The sequence below is a fragment of the Metallibacterium sp. genome, assembly GCF_054637675.1.
Window position 1 is genome coordinate 88,842 of the sequence record NZ_JBTSRB010000002.1, and the last position, 19,133, is coordinate 107,974.

Consider the following 19,133-nt stretch of genomic DNA (forward strand, 5'->3'; position numbering starts at 1 on the left):
CAACCCTCAACGCCGCGGTTTGTGCGGGCGCTTCCAGTCCGGCAGCGTGACCTGACGCGCGCGCGCCACGCTGAGCGCGTGCGCCGGGGCGTCGTGGGTGATCACCGAGCCGGCGCCGATGGTGGCGCCAGCGCCGATTTCGACTGGCGCCACCAGCGCGCTGTTGGAGCCGATGAACGCATCCGCGCCGATCACCGTGCGGTGCTTGTCCAGGCCGTCGAAGTTGCAGGTGATGGTGCCGGCGCCGATGTTGGCGCCGGCACCGATCTCGGCATCGCCCAGATAGCTCAGGTGCCCGGCCTTGGCGTGCGCGGCGAGGCGCGCATTCTTGGTTTCGACGAAGTTGCCGATGGCCGCGCCCTCGGCCAGCACGCTGCCTGGGCGCAGGCGCGCGAACGGTCCGATGCTGCAGGCGCCGGTGCCGACCACACCATCCAGGTCGCAATGCGCGTGCACCTCGCTGCCGGCGGCCAGCTCGACGTTGCGCAGCCGGCAGAACGGCCCGATGCGCACGCCATCGCCCAGCACCACGCGGCCTTCGAGGATCACGTCGATGTCGATCTCGACATCGAGGCCGCAATCGACGTTGCCGCGCACGTCGATGCGCGCCGGATCGACCAGACGCACGCCGGCATCGAGCAGACGCGCGGCTTCGCGCGCGCGCAGGCGCTGCTCCAGCGCGGCGAGCTGGCGCGCGTCGTTGGCGCCTTCGGCCTCGGCGGCGTCCGCTGCCAGCAGGCACAGCGCCGGCATGCCTTCCTCGGCGGCCTGCGCGAACACATCGGTGAGGTAGTACTCGCCCTGCGTGTTGTTGCAATCGAGGTTGGCCACCCACACGCGCAGACGGCGCGCGTCGGCGGCAAGGATGCCGGTGTTGATCACGCGCAACTGGCGCTGCTCGGGATCGGCGTCGCGCTCCTCGACGATGGCGCGCACCTGCCCCAGGCCATCGCGCACCACGCGGCCGTAGCCGCGCGGATCGCGTACCTCGGCGGCCAGCACCGCCAGCGCCGCGCGCGCCTCGACCAGCGGGCGCAGCGTTTCCGCGCGCAGCAGCGGCACGTCGCCGTACAGCACCAGCACGCGCGCGTGCTCGGGCACCTGCTCCAGCGCCAGACGCACGGCATGGCCGGTGCCGCGCTGCTCGACCTGCTGCACCCAGAGCAACTCGGGGCGCTCGGCGAGGGCCGCGCGCAGTTGTTCGCCGCGATGACCGTAGACCACCACGATGCGCATCGGATCGAGCGCGCGCGCGGTTTCCAGCACGTGCGCCAGCAGCGGCCGGCCAGCCAGCGGCAGCAGCACCTTGGGCTGCTGCGAACGCATGCGCTTGCCCTCGCCGGCGGCAAGCACGATCACGTACAGAGGCTGCATGGTGCTCATGTGGGTTCCATCATTGCATCGTGTGCGAAGGATGGCGCAAGGTAACGGATTGTGTTCTCCGCGTCATGCAAGCGTAATCGTCCGCTCGGCACTGGTGGCGCAGTAGCAGCGGCGCGACACTCCGCGCACTCATTCAAGGAGGTATGCCATGACCATCATGCCCCGAGTCATACGGCTGCTGTTGTTGCCAGCGCTGCTGTGTCCGTTGCTTGCGTGGGCCGCAGTCCCCGCGGCAAGCGTTGCCGCGCCTGCGCAGGCGAAATCCGATGCGATCGCCAAGGACTCGGCGCATGATCCCAAAGTCGAGCGCATCCTGCGCGCCATGGGCAATTCCTCGACGGTGGGCCATCCCGATTTTTTCGGGCGGTTCACCGGCATGCGCTGTTTCGCTGATCATGATTACGCCTGCGCGCTGAAATACTTCAAGTACGGCGCCTATTACGCGGACAAGTTTTCCGAGTTGGCGCTGGGGTTGATGTACGCCCACGGCAATGGCGTGGCCAAGAATCCGTCCACGGCCTGGGCGTGGCTTTCGCTATCGGCTTCGCGCGGCTACCCGGAGTTTGTCGCCACGCGCAAGCGCATTGGCGCGCGATTGACGCCTGCGCAGCGCAAGGCCGGCGAAGTCGAGTTGGCCACACTGGAAAAAACCTACGGTGACAAGGTCGCCATGCCGCGCATGCTCAGTGCGCTGCGTCTGGCGATGATGAGCGACCTGACCGGCTCGCGCCTCGGCTTTGATCAGGGTGTCTTCACCTATTACGCCCACAGCTTGCCGACCGGCCCGCAGTTGACACCGCGCGGCTTTGGCAATCTGCGCGATCGCTGGTACTGGAACCCCAAGGATTATTTCCAGCAGCGCGACGCGCAGTGGGGCAGCGGTACCGTCACCGTCGGCGAACTGCAACAGCCTGCCCCCGCGCATGCCAGCAGCGTCGGGAAGCGGTGATCAAGGGCCGGGAGCGGGTAGCCGATTGGGAGCGGGTAGTGGGTAGAAAGTCAGAAACCACGGTGGGCGCGGATGTTTCATTCACTACCCCACTCCTCACTCCCCGCTTCCAACATCACCACTCCCGGCTCCTATACTGCGCGCATGAATTCACGCCTTCTTCTGCTTGCGTTACTCGTGTTGCTGGCCGCGCTGGGGTTGAGCGCTTGCGGCAACAGGGGTCCATTGGTGCGCCCCGGCGCTGAGCCGCGCACGCATCACGCGGTGCCCGTTTCCGCGCCGGCACCGGCTGCGACCAGCGCCCTGCCGAGCAGTCCCGCGACCGCGGCCACGGCGTCGCCGCGCGGGTGAGCCTGGCGTTCACCAAGATGCACGGTCTCGGCAATGACTTTGCCGTGGTGGATGCGCGTGCGCAGGCGTTTGCCGCAGATCCCGTCCTGATCCGGCGCATGGGCGACCGTCGGCGCGGCATCGGCTTCGATCAATTGCTCACCCTGCTTCAGGCCACGGCGCCGGATTGCATCGCGGCGTTTCACGTGTGGAACCGCGACGGCACGCGCGCCGAGCAATGCGGCAACGGTTTGCGCTGCATCGCGGCATGGCTGGCGCGCGCGGGTGAAATCGCGCTGGGCACGGAGGCGCGACTGCAGACTGACAGCGACGTGGCCACAGTGCGCGTGCACGTCGCGCACGATGTCGAGGTGAGCATGGGCGAACCCGATTTCACGCCCGCCGCGGTGGGCTATGCCGCGACCACGGTCGGGCCGCCTTACCGTCTGCAGCTTGCTGCCGGGGTGATTGAACTGGACGTGGTGTCGATGGGTAATCCGCATGCGGTGGTCGCGGTGGATGATCTGGCTGCGCCCGCGCTGGAATCGCTCGGCCCCGCGTTGACCGCGCATGCGGCCTTCGCGCACGGCGTCAATGCCGGCTTCGTGCGCGTGCTTGATCGCACGCATCTGGCGTTGCGCGTGCATGAGCGCGGTGCCGGCTGGACGCAGGCTTGCGGCAGCGGCGCCTGCGCGGCGATGGCGGTGCTGCGCGCGACCGGACGCGTCGATGCCGAGGTCGAAGTGGCGCTGCCCGGCGGCACACTCGGCATCCGCTGGGATGGTCCCGGCGCGCGCCTGTGGATGCGTGGCCCCGCCGCGTTTGTCTACGCGGGGGTGTGGCTGGACGCGCGCGGTGCTTGAACGGGATCGACGCGGATTGCGCGCGCCGCGCGCGCGCCGCACACTTGCCGCGGCCCAAACGGAGCACCCGAGCATGGCCGAGCTGACGCTGAAGACCGGACTGGAAGCGATGGACGTGGCCGCCTGGTTGCGCCGTCATCCGACCTTTCTCAAGGATTTTCCGGACATCGCCGAAACCCTGGTGATTCCACGCGAGCGTGGCAGCGCGGCCTCGCTCGCCGGCTATCAACTGGAGCTGCTGCGCGAGCGCCAGCGCGAGCTGGAAGCGCGTCTCGCCGATCTGGTCGAGATCGCCGGCGAGAACGAGCAGCGCGTGGTGCAGGTGCACTCGTACACGCTGACCCTGCTGCGCGCCACGGACCTGGCCGCGTGCGCGCGCGCCATCGTCGCCGGCCTGCGCGAGGATTTTCATACCGAACAGGTGAGCTTGTTGCTCAACGGCGCGCACGCCGCGCTGGCCGGGTTGCCGTGGGTGCGCGACGTACCCGAAGGCGTCGACAAGCTGCCCGCGTTCGCCGATTTCTTCCCGCGCGGCGAGCCGCTGTGCGGACGTCTGGCGCCGCCCAAGCTCGACGCGCTGTTCGCTGCCGCCGCGCCCGAAGTGCAGTCCGCGGCGTTGCTCAAGCTGGGCGCGCTGGGCGTGCTCGGCATCGGCAGCAGCGATCCCAATCGCTTCCACCCCGGCATCGGCACGCTGTTCCTCAAGCTGATCGCCGAGGCGGCCAGCGTCGCGCTGGGTCGCTACGTGTGAGCGGCGACGGCGCGCCGCTGCACGAGGCCGTCGCGCGTTTTCTGGTTTACCTGCGCGTCGAGCGCCGCTACGCGCCGCGCACCGCCGACAACTACGCGCATGAACTGGCGCTGCTGGCGCGCCACGCCGAGGCGCAAGGCGTGCGCGACTGGCGCGAGCTGGCACCGGCGCAGGTGCAAACCCTGGTCGCCAGCGAGCATCGGCGCGGACGTGGCCCCGGCAGCCTGCGGCACTTGCTGGCCGCCAGCCGCAGTTTCTTCCGCTGGCTGCTGCGCGAGGGCGTGCTCAAGTCCAATCCCGCCGTCGGCGTGCGCGCACCCAAACTGCGTCGCAAGCTGCCGCACGTGCTCGATGTGGACGAGGCGCAGCGATTGATGGAGCTGGATGCCGATGACGCGCTGCAGGTACGCGACCGCGCGCTGCTGGAGCTGCTGTATTCCAGCGGTCTGCGTGTGGCCGAGTTGTGCGGTGTGCGCTGGCGCGATCTGGACCTGGACGAAGGCCTGGTGCGCGTCACCGGCAAGGGCTCGAAGACGCGCGTGGTGCCGGTCGGCGCCAAGGCGTTGCAGGCGCTGCGCGCGCTCAAGCCAGCCTTGGCGGACGCCGATGCGCCGGTGTTTCCTGGCCGCCGCGGCGCGCCGCTCACGCCGACCGCGGTGCGTCTGCGCCTGAAGCGCCGCGCCATCGAGCAAGGCGTGGCCAAGCGCGTGCATCCGCATCTGCTGCGCCACACCTGCGCCAGCCATCTGCTGGAATCCTCGGGCGAGCTGCGCGCGGTGCAGGAGCTGCTCGGCCACGCCGACATCGCCACCACCGAGATCTACACGCATCTGGATTTTCAGCGCCTCGCGCAGGTTTACGACCGCGCCCATCCGCGCGCGCGGCGGCGCTGAGCTGATCGCGCCGCGCGCAATGCGGGCGCAGTGCCAAACGCGGACTGGCGCCGCTACACTGGTGACGATCCCCAGCGCGTTTCCTGCCGGCGTGGCGTCGCCGGTGCCGCCCAGCGAGGCGTTCAAGAGTTTCCGTCATGCGAGAAAAGCACGAGATCGTCAGCAACTGGCTGCCGCGTTATACCGGTACGCCGCTGGAAAGTTTCGGTCAGCATCTGCTGCTGACCAATTTCGGCCATTACGTGGATTTGTTCGCCGCGTGGCATGGTGTCGAGGTGCAGGGCCGCGACCGGCCCATGCCCAACGCCACCAGCGACGGCATCACCCTGATCAACTTCGGCATGGGCAGCCCCAATGCCGCCACGGTGATGGATCTGCTCAGCGCCATCGCGCCGAAAGCTTGCGTGTTTCTGGGCAAGTGCGGTGGCTTGAAGAAGAAAAACCAGATCGGCGATCTGGTGCTGCCGATCGCGGCGATCCGCGGCGAGGGCACCAGCGACGACTATCTGCCGCCCGAGGTGCCGGCGCTGCCCGCGTTCCAGTTGCAGCGCGCGGTGTCGACCATGATCCGCGACCTCGGCCACGACTACTGGACCGGCACGGTGTACACCACCAACCGCCGCGTGTGGGAGCACGACGAGGTGTTCAAGGCGCACCTGCGCGCGACGCGCAGCATGGCCATCGACATGGAAACCGCGACCATTTTCGCCGCCGGTTTCGCCAACCACATTCCCTGCGGCGCGCTGTTGCTGGTCTCGGATCAGCCGATGATCCCCGAGGGCGTCAAGACCGAGGCCAGCGATCGCGCGGTGACCACGAGCTTCGTCGAAGCACACATCAAGGTCGGCATCGAGGCGCTCAAGCTGGTGCGGCGCAACGGGCGCAGCGTCAAGCACCTGCGCTTCGAAGAGGATCTCGAGACCGACGCCGATTGATGCTTCGCCGGCTGCGCGGGCCGTGTCGTGCGGCGCGCGCGTTCGATCGATGCAGGAGCGGTATGCAAAACCGACGAAGGTGGCGCGGCTCCGCCGCGACCGTTGGCATGCAAACCGCGGCGGGATGCCCGGTTTTGCAAATTGATTTCAGTGCCCGGTGCTGCCCGGGTAACTCAGGCTGAGGCCGGCGCCCTGCACGGTTTCCACCCAGTCGATCTTGATGCCGCGCGCGCGCTGCGCGCTGGCGGGGTCGAGGTGGATGCCGAGGCCGTTGGCTTCGCTCACGATGTCGCCCGCGCCGGCCGGCGCGAGCTGGAAGCCCGCGTTGCGATCCGGGCCAATTTGCAGGTGCAACGCCATGCCGGGGTTTTCCTGCATGCCGGCGCGGATCGCCTCGGCGGCCTTGTCGGTGATGGTGATCGTCGGTGGCGTGCGATCCGGCGGCGGCAGGCCCAGCGCCTGCTGCAGCTCGCCGTTGGCATACATCTGGCGCACGATGTCGGCGCCGCCGACCAACTCGCCGCCGATGTACAACTGCGGAATCGTCGGCCAGTTGCCGTATTGCTTGATGCCCTCGCGCAGCTCCATGTCCTCGAGCACGTTGACGGTGTGGTAATCCGGCAGCAGCTCGTTGAGCACATTGGTCGTGGCCGCGGAAAAGCCGCACTGCGGCTGCTGGCGCGTGCCTTTCATGAACAGCACCACGCGATGCTGTTGCAGCAGCGCATCGATGCGCGCGCGGGTTTCTGGAGCGATAGACATGGCGGTATCCGGCAGGGCGGGGGCGCATTTTAGCGCGCCACGGCGGGCGCGGCAGGTACCGGTCGGCAAGGGCTTGAGTGTCGCCGTCGCGGCTCCATATCCCGAGTTCAGCGAACGCCGGAGCCGACATGGAAAGCTTCCACGCCACCACCATCATCAGCGTGCGCCGCGGCGGGCGCGTGGTCATCGCCGGCGACGGCCAGGTCACGTTGGGCGCCACGGTGATGAAGTCCAACGCGCGCAAGGTGCGGCGCCTGGGCGCCAACGGCAAGGTGCTGGCCGGATTCGCCGGCGCCACCGCCGATGCCTTCACCCTGTTCGAGCTGTTCGAGGACAAGCTCACGCGGCACAACGGCAATCTCACCCGCGCCGCGGTGGAGCTGGCCAAGGACTGGCGCACCGAGCGTCGTCTGGGCCGGCTGGAAGCGCTGCTGGCGGTGGTCGATGCCGAGGCCTCACTGCTGATTTCCGGTAACGGCGACGTGATCGAGCCCGAGGACGGCCTGATCGCCATCGGCTCCGGCGGTCCCTACGCGCTGGCCGCGGCACGCGCGCTGCTGGCCAATACCGAGCTCGACGCGCGCACCGTGGCCGAACAGGCGCTGGTCATCGCCGGGCAGATCTGCATTTACACCAACGGCAACATCACCCTGGAAGAGCTGGTTTGAAATCTCGGGACTCGGGACTCGGGACCGGGGATCCGGGATCCGCAGAGTCAAACCCGATGCGGTGCATCGCTCCGCGAGCTATCGGCTACCGGCTCCACACTTCCCACTCCGCCACTTCCCACTCCCTATTCCACCATGCTGAAACGCCATGTCCGAACTGACCCCGCGCGAAATCGTCAACGCCCTCGACAAGCACATCATCGGTCAGCACGCGGCCAAGCGCGCGGTGGCAATCGCGCTGCGCAACCGCTGGCGGCGCATGCAGTTGCCGGAGGAGTTGCGTGAGGAAATCACGCCTAAGAATATCCTGATGATCGGCCCCACCGGAGTTGGCAAGACCGAGATCGCGCGGCGTCTGGCGAGCATGGCCGACGCGCCGTTTCTCAAGATCGAGGCGACCAAGTTCACCGAGGTCGGCTACGTCGGCAAGGATGTCGAATCGATCGTGCGCGATCTGGTCGATGTCGCCTTCAAACTGGTGCGCGCGCGCGCCGCCGGGCGCGTGCAGAACCGCGCCGAGGATCAGGCCGAGGATCGCCTGCTCGATGCCCTGCTGCCGCGCCGCGGCGGCTGGGAATCGCAGCCTGGCGCGGCGGATGCGCCCGCCGACCACGACACGCGCCAGAAGCTGCGCAAGCAGTTGCGCGAGGGCACGCTGGACGAGCGCGAGATCGAGCTGGAACTGACTCAGGGCAGCGGTCACGCCGAAATCCTCACCCCGCCCGGCATGGAGGAAATGGGCCAGCAGTTGCAGCAGATGTTCCAATCCCTGGGCAACCCGCGCGCGCAGCGGCGCACGCTGAAGGTGCGCGAGGCGCGTCGCGCGCTCATCGAGGAAGAAGCCGGCAAGCTGCTCAACGAGGACGAACTGCGCCAGCAGGCGGTGCAGTCGGCCGAAGAGCAGGGCATCGTGTTTCTGGACGAGATCGACAAGGTCGCCCAGCGCGGTGGCGCCAGCGGCAATACGCCCGGCATCAGCCGCGAGGGCGTGCAGCGCGACCTGCTGCCGCTGGTCGAGGGCACCACGGTGTCGACCAAGTACGGCGCGGTGCGCACCGACCATGTGCTGTTCATCGCCTCGGGTGCATTCTCGCTGGCCAAGCCCTCGGACCTGATCCCGGAGCTGCAGGGGCGCCTGCCGATCCGCGTCGAGCTGCAGGCGCTGGGCGTGGAGGACTTCGAGCGCATCCTCACCGAACCGCGCCATGCGCTGACCCTGCAATATCAGGAGTTGCTGCGTACCGAGGGCGTGGCGCTGAGCTTCGATGCCTCCGCCGTGCGCCGTCTGGCCGAGCTGGCGTGGCAGATCAACAGCCGCACCGAGAACATCGGCGCGCGTCGTCTGGCCACCGTAATGGAGCGACTTTTGGAGTCGATCTCCTTCGAGGCATCGGATAAGTCCGGCGAAAAATACGTGATCGACGCCGAATATGTCGATGCACACCTGGCCGATCTGGCCGCCGATGAAGACCTCTCGCGTTACATTCTTTGAACCTTGGCCGCGGTCGGCGCTGTTAAGCTGCCCGACCTGCGGGCGGCTGCCCACTGCGCGCTGACGGCGCGCGATCCATCCATCCCTGGCACGACCAATCATTATCTATGGGCAAGATCATTCCCCTGAAAACACCGGGCTTCCGCGCGCGTCTGCGCGAGGCGGCGAGCGCCGGCGAGCTGGTGCGCGTGTGGCGCGGCAACCTCGAGCACGGCAGCTTTTGTGGCTATGTCGCCGGCATCGGCCGCGAATACTTCCTGCTGTCCGTGGTCGGCGACACGCTGGGTTTCGACGGCCTCTATGCCATGCGCCACCGCGACCTGACCGAGCTGGAAGCGCCCGAGGAGCACGCCAATTTCATCACCCGCGCGCTGGAATTGCACGGCGTGCAGATCCCGCGGCCGCAGGATTTCCCGCTCGACGATATCGTGCAGGTGGTGCAGGCCGCCAGCAGCCACGCGCCGGTGATCGGCGTGCACGTCGACAGCGAGGAGGAGTCCGAGGTGTGCTACATCGGGCGCTTGCTCGGGCTGGAGGACGACGGCTTCAACATGCAGGAAGTCTCGCCTGATGCCGAGTGGCTGACCGAGCCCTCGTTCTTCGCCTGGTCCGAGGTGTCCACGGTGAGCTTCCGCGAGCCGTATGGCCTGGCCCTGGCCGAGGTGGCGGGCGCCGCGCCGGCGCTGAAGCTGGACGGCCCGGACGTCGGGCGTCTGCATTGAGCACCGCGCCCAGCGAGCTGTGCCTGCGCCGCGCCGAGCGCGTGCTTGAAGTGAGCTGGACCGACGGCACGCGCTACAGCCTGCCGCTGGAATATCTGCGCACGCACTCGCCCAGCGCCGAGGTGCAGGGTCACGGCCCTGGCCAGCAAATCCTGGTGGCTGGCAAGCGCAACGTTGGCGTCACTGCCATCGAGCCGGTCGGACAATACGGCGTGCTGCTGCGCTTCGACGACGGCCACGACACCGGCATTTTCAGTTGGGACACGCTGGCGCGGCTGGGCCGCGATTACGCAAGTAATTGGCAGACCTATCTCGCCGCGCTCGAACGCGCGGGGCTGGGCCGCGACTGAGCGGCTGTTGATTCAGCGCGACTGGCGATACAAATCAGCATCGCCCGGCGTGGGGCGCAGCGACCAGCGCCGGTAAGTCCACTGGTACTGGGTGAAAGCGCTGCGCACGCAGTCCTCGACGCAGGCATTGAGCGCGCTGCAGGCGAGCAGCGCATCGGCCGCGGCGATCGCGGCGGGCGCCGCGCGCCAATGCAGGCGAAACCCGGCGCCGCGCGGCAGGCGCTCCATGAAGCCGAACAGCACCGTGGCGCCGGTGCGCTCGGCCAGGCGCGGCAGCAGCACCATGGTGGCCGCGGGCAGGCCGAAGAACGGCGCGAACGCGCCCTCACCACCGCGCGGTTGCTGATCCGGCAGAATGCCGACCACACCGCCAGCCGCCAGACGCCGGTACAGGCTGCGCACGCCGCTGCCCTCGGCGCGCACCTGCTCGGGCGCGAAACGGCCGCGCGCGCGGCGCAGCAGCGGTTCCCACGCCGGCTGCCGCGGCGGCCGGTACAGGATCGCCAGCGGCGTGCGCGCGCCGATCCAGTGGTTGAGCAACTCCCAGCAGCCCAGATGCGGCGCTGCCACGATCAGACCGCGGCCGCGCACCAGCGCGGCATCGAACAGCTCCTGACCGCGCACCTCGCGCACCAAGCGCAGCGCGCGTTCGGCGCCACCGCCCCAGACCTTGCCCAGCTCGGCGATGCCGCGGCCGGTTTCGCGCAGACACTCGCGCGCCAGCGCCGCGCGCGCGGCGGGCGACTGTTCAGGGCAGGCGATGCCGAGGTTTACCTCGACATTGCGCCGCTCGCGATCGTCGGCACGCCACAGCAGCATGCCCAGACCCGCGCCCAACGCGTGCAGGGTGCGCAGGGGCAGACGGCCGGCCAGACGCAGCAAGGCATAGGTGAAAGCGACGTGCCAGCGCATGCGCGCCTGCGCGGGATCGTTCATGGTGACTCGCAGCGAGGCAATGACGCAGTGTATTCAGCGCGGCAGTGCGCCGCATCGGTTCGTGATACCTGCGGGCATCGCGGCGACAATACGCGCAACAGCGAAGGAATCCACATGATCGCCCTGATCCAGCGCGTGCAGCGCGCGCATGTCGAGGTGCAAGGCGCCGTGATCGGACAGATCGCGGCTGGACTGCTGGCGCTGGTGGCGGTGCAGCCCGAGGACGGCGAGCAGCAGGTACGGCGGCTGCTGGATCGCATCCTCGGTTACCGCGTGTTCGCGGACAGCGCCGGGCGCATGAACCTGAGCCTGAGCGAGACCGGCGGCGGCCTGCTGCTGGTCAGTCAGTTCACCCTGGCCGCCGACACCCGCAAGGGCATGCGCGCCAGCTTCACCGCGGCCGCGCCGCCGGCGCAGGCCGAGCACTTGTTCCGGCTGCTGCTGGAACAGGCGCGCGCGCGTCATGCGCCGGTCGCCAGCGGGCGCTTCGGCGCCGACATGCAGGTGCATCTGCTCAACGACGGTCCGGTGACGTTCTGGCTGGAGGCGCATTGAATGCAGGCTGCGCGCCGGGGAACCCGGCGCTTGAATAGTGGTCAGAGCATCGCCAACTGGCTAAACTGAAAGGTTCATTCACCCCATGGTGCACGGCATGGCCAATACTCCCAACGAGCAGCAATCGGAAATCAAGCGGCTCATCACCAAGGGACGCGAGCAGGGCTACCTGACCTACGCTGAGGTGAACGACCATTTGCCCGATGACATCGTCGATCCGGAGCAGATCGAAGACATCATCGGCATGATCAACGGCATGGGCATCGAGGTGCACGAGATCGCGCCCGAAGTCGGCCTGTTGCCCGAAGCTGCGCCCACCAACGAAGACGACGAAACCGCCACCGAGGAAGCCGTGGCGCTGCTTTCCGTGGTCGATTCCGAGGTCGGCCGCACCACCGATCCGGTGCGCATGTACATGCGCGAGATGGGCACGGTGGAGCTGCTCACGCGCGAGGGCGAAATCGCCATCGCCAAGCGCATCGAGGAAGGCCTGGCGCAGGTGCAGACCGCGCTGGCCAGCTTCCCGTGGACGGTGCGCCTGCTGGTCGAGGAATTCGATCAGCATCTGGACGGCAAGAAGCGCCTGTCCGAGGTCATCGCCGGCTTCAACGACGGCGAGGAAGAAGTCGCGCCGCCGCCGGTGGTGGTGGTCGCCGTCGCCAAGGACGACGACGAAGAAGAAGAAGGCGTCGTCGCGGTCAAGGTCGAGGGCGAGGAAGAGGAAGCCGGCCCGTCCGGACCCGACCCGCTCGTGGTGCGCCAGCGCATCGACGATCTGCGCCAGCTCTACGCCAAATTCGAGAAAGCCGCGCACAAGGCCGAGGTTGGCGACAAGAAACTCGACAAGCATCGCGCCGCGTTGGGCGAGGCGTTCCTGGGCTTCAAGCTGCCCTCGGCGCTGATCGACCTGCTGGTGAGGAAATTGCGCGAAGTGGTCGGTGAAATCCGCGGTCACGAGCGCGCCATCCTGGAAATGTGCGTGAAGAGTTCGCGCATGCCGCGCGCCGAGTTCCTCGCCAGCTTCCCCAGCCACGAAACCGATCTGACCTGGGCTGACAGCCTCGCGCGCAAGCGTCAGAAGTGGGCGCCGGCGATCAAGGCGCGTCGCGACGCGATCGTCGCCGAGCAGGAAAAACTGCTCGCCGTCGAGCGCCTGCTGTCGATGCCGCTGACCGACGTCAAGGACATCAACCGCGCGCTGTCCATCGGCGAAGCCAAGGCACGCCGCGCGAAGAAGGAAATGGTCGAGGCCAACCTGCGTCTGGTCATTTCCATCGCCAAGAAATACACCAACCGCGGCCTGCAGTTCCTCGATCTGATCCAGGAAGGCAACATCGGCCTGATGAAGGCGGTCGACAAGTTCGAATACCGCCGCGGCTACAAGTTCAGCACCTACGCGACGTGGTGGATCCGCCAGGCGATCACGCGCTCGATCGCCGATCAGGCGCGCACCATCCGCATCCCGGTGCACATGATCGAGACCATCAACAAGCTCAACCGCATCTCGCGCCAGATGTTGCAGCAGTATGGCCGCGAGCCGACGCCGGACGAGCTGGCCAAGGCCATGGAAATGCCCGAGGACAAGATCCGCAAGGTGATGAAGATCGCCAAGGAACCGATCTCGATGGAGACCCCGATCGGTGACGACGAGGACTCGCATCTGGGCGATTTCATCGAGGACGGCAGCATCCTCTCGCCGATCGACTCAGCCACCGACACCGGCATGGTCGAGACCGTGCAGCAGGTGCTGTCCTCGCTCACCCCGCGCGAGGCCAAGGTGCTGCGCATGCGCTTCGGCATCGACATGAATACCGATCACACGCTGGAAGAAGTCGGCAAGCAGTTCGACGTCACCCGCGAGCGCATCCGCCAGATCGAGGCCAAGGCGCTGCGCAAGCTGCGTCATCCCAGCCGTTCCGAGCAGTTGCGCTCGTTCCTCGACACCGAGTAAACGCACGTCGCGGCACCACGAGCACGCTGCACACGACGCCCGCCATGCGCGGGCGTCGTGCTTTGCCGCCAGCCGCTACACTGCACAGCGCAGCATCGGGCCTGTAGCTCAATGGTTGAGCAGGGGACGAGGCGGGGTTTCGCGCAGCACGGCTGCGCGCCGGCGAGCGCCCGAGCCGGGAGGCGCGGGTCGGAGAGAGTCCGGCAATTTTTTCGCCCGCTACACTGCGCAGTGCAGCACCGGGCCTAGAGCACAATGGTTACAGCAGGGGACTCATAATCCCTTGGTTCCAGGTTCGAGTCCTGGTGGGCCCACCACGCCGCTGCAAGTTTGACCCTCTTGTGGCTGAAACCATAATTTGGCCACTTTGGCCAAATTATGATGGAAAGCCACCATAAACTGGCCATCTGCGTGCGCACTGTTGATCTGACTTGGCTCGTCAGATCGCCTTCTGGGGTCGTGAAAGTGCGGTCCCTTGAGGAACCCAGCGCGCGGCGCCTTGCCGGTTTGCTTGCAATCGAGCGCATGAGTTCCGCGCAAAGCATGGTTCCAAAAGTGCGCAGACGTCTCGATACGGCCTCGGTCGCATGATGGCATTGGTGTATTAAGGCAAACTTGGTAGTCTTGCTTCATACAAGCTAGAATTCGCATATGAACGCGCCACCAAACGATCCCGAGGCCGCGCGCGCCGCAGCGGTGGCGGGGGAATTGCGCGTTGTGGTTGGCAAACTGATCCGACGGCTGCGCGAACAGGCGCAGCCGGGAGATTTCACCTGGTCGCAGATGTCCGTGCTTGGTCGTCTGGAGCGCGACGGCCCTGCCACGGTGACAACCCTCGCTCGGGCTGAGGGTGTGCGGCCGCAATCCATGGGCGCCACTGTTTCCGTCCTCCAGGGGGCCGGACTCGTGCGTGGCGCAGCGGACCCGACCGATGGTCGGCAAACCATTTTGTCGCTCACGCCGGCCTGCCGGGAAATGATCAAGGCCAGCCGCGCGGCACGCGAGGACTGGTTGTTCCGTGCCATTCGAACAAACCTCGCGACAGCGGAGCAGGAAGAACTGGCGAACGCCGTCGAACTGCTCAAACGCCTCGTCGACTCGTAGTCAAACGCCGCTGGCCCCATTCCCGGCTCGCCGCAGCAATCACCCGCAGGAGAACAACATGGCCCTCACCACGCTTGACGCGAAGACCGCGCTGGTCGTCATCGATCTGCAAAAAGGCATCGTCGCGCTGCCCACCGCGCACCCGATCGCGGCGGTCGTGAAGCACGCCCGCGCGTTGGCCGATGCATTCCGCGACCACGGTCTGCCGGTGGTGCTGGTCAACGTTGCCGGTGGCGCGCCGGGCCGGACCGAACAGGTGCGCCGCCTGGACGAGCTTCCCGACGACTGGGCCGATCTCGTCGCCGAGCTCGATCGGCAGCCGCAAGACCACGCGGTGACCAAGCGCACGTGGGGCGCGTTCACTGGCACGGACCTCGCGGAGCACCTGAAGAAGCTGGGCGTGACGCAGGTCGTGATCGCCGGTGTCGCTACCAGCATCGGCGTCGAGTCCACCGCGCGTCAAGCCTACGAGCACGGATTCAACGTCGCCCTCGCCGTCGACGCCATGACCGACATGAGCCCCGAGGCGCACCTCAACAGCGTCACGCGCATTTTCCCGCGGCTGGGCGAAACCGGCACGACCCGGAAGATCATCGATCGCCTCGCCCAAAGCCATCCCCGGCGCGCGCGATGATTCACCGCTCCGCCGCGCATCGACCGCAGGTCGACATCGCGGTTTCAATGTCAGCACCATCAAGTTCGGCAAGCATCTCCCCGCACTACAAGTGGCTGGCGCTGTCCAACACCACCATCGCGGTGCTGTTGGCGACTATCGACTCGTCGATCATGCTGATCGCGATGCCGGATATTTTTCGCGGCATCCAATTGAATCCGCTTGATCCGGGCAACACGTTTTATCTGCTGTGGATGATCCTCGGTTTTCTGATCGTGAGTAGCGTGCTAGTGGTGAGCCTGGGGCGCCTGGGTGACATGTTCGGGCGCGTGAAGATGTACAACCTCGGCTTCGTCGTGTTCACCGTGGCCTCGCTGCTGCTGGCGCTCGATCCCTTCACGGCGCGTACTGGGGCGGACTGGCTGATCGTCGGCCGCATTTTCCAGGGCATCGGCGCGGCGTTCCTGATCGCCAACTCCGCTGCCATCCTGACCGACGCGTTCCCGCCCAACCAGCGCGGCCTGGCGCTGGGCATCAACAACATCGCCGGCATCAGCGGCTCCTTCATCGGCCTGGTCCTCGGCGGCGTGCTGGCCGCCATCGATTGGCGACTGGTGTTCCTGGTGTCGGTGCCGTTCGGACTGTTCGGAACCATCTGGTCGTACTTGAAGCTGAAAGAACTCGGGCAACGCCATCGCGCCCGGATCGACTGGGCTGGCAACGTCACGTTCGCCGCCGGGCTGATCCTGATCATGATCGGAGTCACGTTGGGTATCGAGCCGGCCAACGGAAATGCCATGGGCTGGACCAGTGCACCGGTCATTTCCCTGCTGGCGGCAGGCGTGGCGTCGCTGGCCGCTTTCGCCATCGTCGAAACCCGCGTGACCGACCCGATGTTCCGGTTCCCGTTGTTCAAGATCAAGGCGTTCACCTTCGGTACGCTCTCGACATTCCTGTCAGCCATCGGCCGTGGCGGCCTGATGTTCATGCTCATCATCTGGCTGCAGGGCATCTGGCTGCCCCTGCACGGCTACAGCTTCGCGCGGACGCCGCTGTGGGCAGGCATTTTCATGCTTCCGTTGACCGTGGGATTCCTGCTTTCTGGACCACTCTCGGGTTACCTGTCAGATCGCCTGGGTGCACGCTATTTCGCCACGGGCGGCATGATCGGAGCCGCCGCCAGTTTCCTGTTGTTGATGCTGCTGCCCATCGACTTCAACTACGCGGCGTTTGCCGCGATCCTGCTGTTCAGCGGGCTGTCCATGGGCGCCTTCGCCGCGCCCAACCGGGCAGCCGTCATGAACAGCCTTCCCGCACGCGACCGCGGCGCCGGGGGAGGCATGAATTCAACCTTCCAGAACTCGGCCCAGGTGCTTTCGATCGGAATTTTCTTCACGCTGATGATCATCGGACTTTCGACGACCCTGTCGACAACCCTGGTGCAAGGCCTGATGCAACACGGTGTATCCGCAACGGCCGCCAGGCAAGTCGGCGCTCTGCCACCGGTCTCGATCCTGTTCGCGGCATTCCTCGGCTACAACCCGATCCGAACGCTGGTCGGCGCGAGCGTGCTGGATCATCTTTCGCCCGCCAACCGCACGGCGTTGACCGGGCACTCATACTTTTCCAATCTGATTTCCCAGCCATTCCATGCCGGCCTCGCCGAGGCATTCACCTTCGCGGCCGTGGTGTGCCTGATCGCCGCGGCCGCATCGTGGTCGCGCGGTCGTCGATACGTCCACAACGAGCACTGACGGTCGGAATTCGATATCCGGCTGGCTGACCGCCGCGAACCGGCTGTTGCCGACAAGGCTGCTGTTGCGCAGACTCGGCGTCCGAGATTCCCCGCGCCCACTTGGCCACGCCGCGCGCGGAGTTCGGCCGGGTGGTGGCATGGACGTGCTGGTCGCGGCGCTGCATCGACCGCGTTGCAAACGTGTGCGGAGCATGATTTCTCGATCGCCAGCCTGCGCACAATCCGGATTGCCGCACTTTGCACGCGTGTTGCTGTCCAACCCAAGGCTGGACAATCCCGGGATTGGAACTGCGCGCCCGCAACCGCGCCCACACGAAGAGTCGATCATGTCGAGAATCCTGCGTTTTGGTCTCACGCTTGTTGTCGCGCTGGCGGGGCTTGCCCATGCGCGTGTCGGTTATGCCCAACTTCTGCCAGGCACGCCCCCGGCGCTCGCGGCCAAGCTGGGCCACCCGGTTGCACCGGCGCTCATGCGGCAACTCGAACGTGCCAGCGTGGCGGGCTTGCGCAGCACGCAGCGTCCGGCTGCCAGCTACATCAAGGCCGTCCAGGGGCCAAACCTGGGCAAGCCACCGGTGCTGCTGTACGTCGGCGCCGATTACTGCCCGTATTGCGCTGCGCAGCGCTGGGGGCTGGCGTTGACCCTGCTGCGTTTCGGTCAATTGTCGGGCGTGAAGTACATGCTGTCCTCGGCCGACGATGTGTTCGCCAACACGGCGACCTTCACCTTCCAGTTCGCGCATTTCAACAGCCCGTATCTGCGTTTTCAGGCCATCGAAACGGCCAATCGCGAGCAGCAGAAGTTGATGCCGATGACCGCGCAGGCGGCGCAGGTGTTCAAGACCTTCGATGTGCCGCCATATGTGCAGTTCAGCTATGGCATTCCGTTTGTCTATCTCAACGGCGCCTACCTGCTCACCCAGCCGATGATCTCGCCGGCCAGTCTGCAGGGCATGACTTGGGAGCAGATCGGCGCGCAGTTGGCCGATCCGCACAGCGCGCTGTTCGCGCAGATCATGCCGCAGGTCAACGCGTTCAGCGCTGCGATCTGTCGCGTGGACGGCAACCAGCCGGCGCGCGTTTGCGCGGCGCCCGGCGTGGTCGCTGCGAATGCGGGGCTGTCCGACCTCGGCGGGATCATGGCGCGCTAGCCGCGCGCCGGCCGTCACGTCAGCGTCATCGCGCCCGGTTACTTTGCGCGGGCTGACCGATCCTCTCCACGGGCCAGCATGGGGCAACTATCTTGGGTGCGGATCACCTCCGGCGCGGCGCTTGCAGCCGCGCCGTTTCTTTATGTGCGCCCAGGCGATGCCGCGCGCCGATCAGCACAGCCCGCGCTGGCACAGCGAAACCGGTGCGCCACTGCCGATGACCAGATGATCGAGCACGCGCACGCCGATCAGATCCAGCGCCTGTTTCAGCGTTTGCGTCAGCGCCACGTCGGCGGCGCTGGGCTCGGCCACGCCGGAGGGATGGTTGTGCGCGAGGATCACTGCGGCCGCGTTATGACGCAGACAGGCGCGCACCACCTCGCGCGGCGGCACGCTGGCGCCATCGAGCGTGCCGCGGAACAGCTCCTCGAAGGCCAGCACGCGGTGGCGGTTGTCCAGGAACAGACAGGCGAATACTTCGTAGGCGCGATCGCGCAGTTGCGCGCGCAGGAAGGCGGCGCTGTCGCCGGGGCTGCTCAGCGCCGGGCGCGCGGCCAGTTCCTCGCCCAGACAACGCCGCGCCAGCTCCAGTGCGGCGAGCAGGCGCGCGCGCTTGGCTGGACCGAGACCAGGCATGCGGCAGGTTTCCGGCGCGTTGAGCAGGGCCGAGACGCTGCCGGCGCGCGCCAGCAGGCGCTGCCCCAGTTCCACCGCGCTGGCGCCGCGCACGCCCTGTCCCAACAGCACCGCGACCAGTTCGGCCGGCGCCAGGTTGGCGGCGCCCATGCGCAGCAGGCGCTCGCGCGGACGGGAATCCTCGGGCCAGTCGCGGATGCTCATGACGCCAGCATGGCGTGACCGTGACGCGGTGCGCAGCGGCCGACGCCCGCGCATCCGGTAAGCTCTCCGCTTTGCTGGCTGTCGGGTTCCGCCCACATGATCGCCCACATGATCGCCCACATGATCGTG

General features: G+C 67.0%; 21 protein-coding genes and 1 tRNA gene. 17 read left to right on the forward strand and 5 right to left on the reverse strand.

The annotated features are described in order from the left end of the window. Nucleotides 1-6: 6 nt before the first annotated feature. Nucleotides 7-1,383 (reverse strand): bifunctional UDP-N-acetylglucosamine diphosphorylase/glucosamine-1-phosphate N-acetyltransferase GlmU, encoded by a 1,377-nt coding sequence (glmU, locus tag ACYDAT_RS01135; protein ID WP_461440312.1) that lies wholly within the window; start codon nucleotides 1,381-1,383, stop codon nucleotides 7-9. A 148-nt stretch (nucleotides 1,384-1,531) separates the two neighbouring features. On the opposite strand from glmU, the gene ACYDAT_RS01140 reads away from it, so the two are divergent. After that, the gene (locus ACYDAT_RS01140; RefSeq protein ID WP_461448239.1) at nucleotides 1,532-2,332 is read left to right on the forward strand and encodes a sel1 repeat family protein; all 801 of its coding nucleotides are present in this window, start codon (nucleotides 1,532-1,534) and stop codon (nucleotides 2,330-2,332) included. 144 nt (nucleotides 2,333-2,476) lie between these two features. Continuing rightward, nucleotides 2,477-2,683, forward strand: a complete 207-nt coding sequence (gene lptM, locus ACYDAT_RS01145; RefSeq protein ID WP_461440311.1) for an LPS translocon maturation chaperone LptM — start codon at nucleotides 2,477-2,479, stop codon at nucleotides 2,681-2,683. Here lptM and ACYDAT_RS01150 read toward each other — a convergent pair. Beyond that, nucleotides 2,590-2,817 carry a hypothetical protein gene (locus ACYDAT_RS01150; RefSeq protein WP_461448272.1) on the reverse strand — a complete coding sequence of 76 codons (228 nt, stop codon included), beginning with the start codon at nucleotides 2,815-2,817 and terminating at the stop codon, nucleotides 2,590-2,592. The two genes, lptM and ACYDAT_RS01150, sit on opposite strands and share 94 nt — an antisense overlap. Between ACYDAT_RS01150 and dapF the strand changes: the two genes are divergently transcribed. The 4 genes from dapF to ACYDAT_RS01170 all read left to right on the forward strand — a co-directional run bounded on the left by dapF (nucleotide 2,731) and on the right by ACYDAT_RS01170 (nucleotide 6,104). Further along, the gene (gene dapF / locus ACYDAT_RS01155) at nucleotides 2,731-3,525 is read left to right on the forward strand and encodes a diaminopimelate epimerase (RefSeq protein ID WP_461448271.1); all 795 of its coding nucleotides are present in this window, start codon (nucleotides 2,731-2,733) and stop codon (nucleotides 3,523-3,525) included. The two genes, ACYDAT_RS01150 and dapF, sit on opposite strands and share 87 nt — an antisense overlap. Nucleotides 3,526-3,598: 73 nt before the next feature. Next, entirely contained in the window at nucleotides 3,599-4,276 is a 678-nt protein-coding gene (locus ACYDAT_RS01160; RefSeq protein ID WP_461440310.1) for a DUF484 family protein, read from the forward strand. Continuing rightward, entirely contained in the window at nucleotides 4,273-5,169 is an 897-nt protein-coding gene (locus ACYDAT_RS01165; protein WP_461440309.1) for a tyrosine recombinase XerC, read from the forward strand. The genes ACYDAT_RS01160 and ACYDAT_RS01165 overlap by 4 nt, the downstream gene beginning before the upstream one ends. 137 nt (nucleotides 5,170-5,306) lie before the next feature. After that, nucleotides 5,307-6,104, forward strand: a complete 798-nt coding sequence (locus ACYDAT_RS01170) for an AMP nucleosidase (RefSeq protein WP_461448240.1) — start codon at nucleotides 5,307-5,309, stop codon at nucleotides 6,102-6,104. Nucleotides 6,105-6,251: 147 nt separating this feature from the next. Here ACYDAT_RS01170 and grxD read toward each other — a convergent pair whose 3' ends face one another. Then, nucleotides 6,252-6,866, reverse strand: a complete 615-nt coding sequence (grxD, locus tag ACYDAT_RS01175) for a Grx4 family monothiol glutaredoxin (RefSeq protein WP_461440307.1) — start codon at nucleotides 6,864-6,866, stop codon at nucleotides 6,252-6,254. Nucleotides 6,867-6,994: 128 nt separating this feature from the next. Between grxD and hslV the strand changes: the two genes are divergently transcribed. The 4 genes from hslV (at nucleotide 6,995) to ACYDAT_RS01195 (ending at nucleotide 10,098) form a co-directional block, all read left to right on the forward strand. After that, the gene (gene hslV / locus ACYDAT_RS01180; protein WP_461441755.1) at nucleotides 6,995-7,534 is read left to right on the forward strand and encodes an ATP-dependent protease subunit HslV; all 540 of its coding nucleotides are present in this window, start codon (nucleotides 6,995-6,997) and stop codon (nucleotides 7,532-7,534) included. A 148-nt stretch (nucleotides 7,535-7,682) separates the two neighbouring features. Further along, complete coding sequence (gene hslU / locus ACYDAT_RS01185) at nucleotides 7,683-9,026, forward strand: ATP-dependent protease ATPase subunit HslU (RefSeq protein ID WP_461440373.1); 1,344 nt, start codon at nucleotides 7,683-7,685, stop codon at nucleotides 9,024-9,026. A 107-nt stretch (nucleotides 9,027-9,133) separates the two neighbouring features. Then, entirely contained in the window at nucleotides 9,134-9,748 is a 615-nt protein-coding gene (locus ACYDAT_RS01190) for a hypothetical protein (RefSeq protein ID WP_461440374.1), read from the forward strand. Further along, nucleotides 9,745-10,098, forward strand: coding sequence for a gamma-butyrobetaine hydroxylase family protein (locus ACYDAT_RS01195; RefSeq protein WP_461440375.1), 354 nt, complete (start codon nucleotides 9,745-9,747; stop codon nucleotides 10,096-10,098). Before ACYDAT_RS01190 ends, ACYDAT_RS01195 begins: the two co-directional genes overlap by 4 nt. Before the next feature lie 12 nt (nucleotides 10,099-10,110). Here ACYDAT_RS01195 and ACYDAT_RS01200 read toward each other — a convergent pair whose 3' ends face one another. Continuing rightward, nucleotides 10,111-11,010, reverse strand: a complete 900-nt coding sequence (locus ACYDAT_RS01200) for an LpxL/LpxP family acyltransferase (protein ID WP_461440378.1) — start codon at nucleotides 11,008-11,010, stop codon at nucleotides 10,111-10,113. A gap of 138 nt (nucleotides 11,011-11,148) precedes the next feature. Between ACYDAT_RS01200 and dtd the strand changes: the two genes are divergently transcribed. The 7 genes from dtd to ACYDAT_RS01235 all read left to right on the forward strand — a co-directional run bounded on the left by dtd (nucleotide 11,149) and on the right by ACYDAT_RS01235 (nucleotide 18,164). After that, entirely contained in the window at nucleotides 11,149-11,589 is a 441-nt protein-coding gene (gene dtd, locus ACYDAT_RS01205) for a D-aminoacyl-tRNA deacylase (protein WP_461440376.1), read from the forward strand. 97 nt (nucleotides 11,590-11,686) lie between these two features. Beyond that, entirely contained in the window at nucleotides 11,687-13,540 is a 1,854-nt protein-coding gene (gene rpoD, locus ACYDAT_RS01210) for an RNA polymerase sigma factor RpoD (RefSeq protein WP_461440377.1), read from the forward strand. A gap of 241 nt (nucleotides 13,541-13,781) precedes the next feature. Further along, nucleotides 13,782-13,857: transfer RNA gene (locus ACYDAT_RS01215), tRNA-Ile, on the forward strand. Nucleotides 13,858-14,191: 334 nt separating this feature from the next. Beyond that, nucleotides 14,192-14,644: a MarR family winged helix-turn-helix transcriptional regulator gene (locus ACYDAT_RS01220; RefSeq protein WP_461448241.1), complete on the forward strand. Its 453-nt coding sequence runs from the start codon at nucleotides 14,192-14,194 to the stop codon at nucleotides 14,642-14,644. 58 nt (nucleotides 14,645-14,702) lie between these two features. Then, nucleotides 14,703-15,278: an isochorismatase family protein gene (locus ACYDAT_RS01225; protein ID WP_461448242.1), complete on the forward strand. Its 576-nt coding sequence runs from the start codon at nucleotides 14,703-14,705 to the stop codon at nucleotides 15,276-15,278. A gap of 47 nt (nucleotides 15,279-15,325) precedes the next feature. Further along, nucleotides 15,326-17,011, forward strand: coding sequence for an MFS transporter (locus ACYDAT_RS01230; protein WP_461448243.1), 1,686 nt, complete (start codon nucleotides 15,326-15,328; stop codon nucleotides 17,009-17,011). A 328-nt stretch (nucleotides 17,012-17,339) separates the two neighbouring features. Beyond that, on the forward strand, nucleotides 17,340-18,164 hold the full coding sequence (locus tag ACYDAT_RS01235) for a DUF929 family protein (RefSeq protein ID WP_461448244.1): 825 nt from the start codon (nucleotides 17,340-17,342) through the stop codon (nucleotides 18,162-18,164). A 171-nt stretch (nucleotides 18,165-18,335) separates the two neighbouring features. Here ACYDAT_RS01235 and radC read toward each other — a convergent pair whose 3' ends face one another. Next, nucleotides 18,336-19,004, reverse strand: coding sequence for a RadC family protein (gene radC, locus ACYDAT_RS01240; RefSeq protein ID WP_461440041.1), 669 nt, complete (start codon nucleotides 19,002-19,004; stop codon nucleotides 18,336-18,338). Nucleotides 19,005-19,133: the final 129 nt, after the last annotated feature.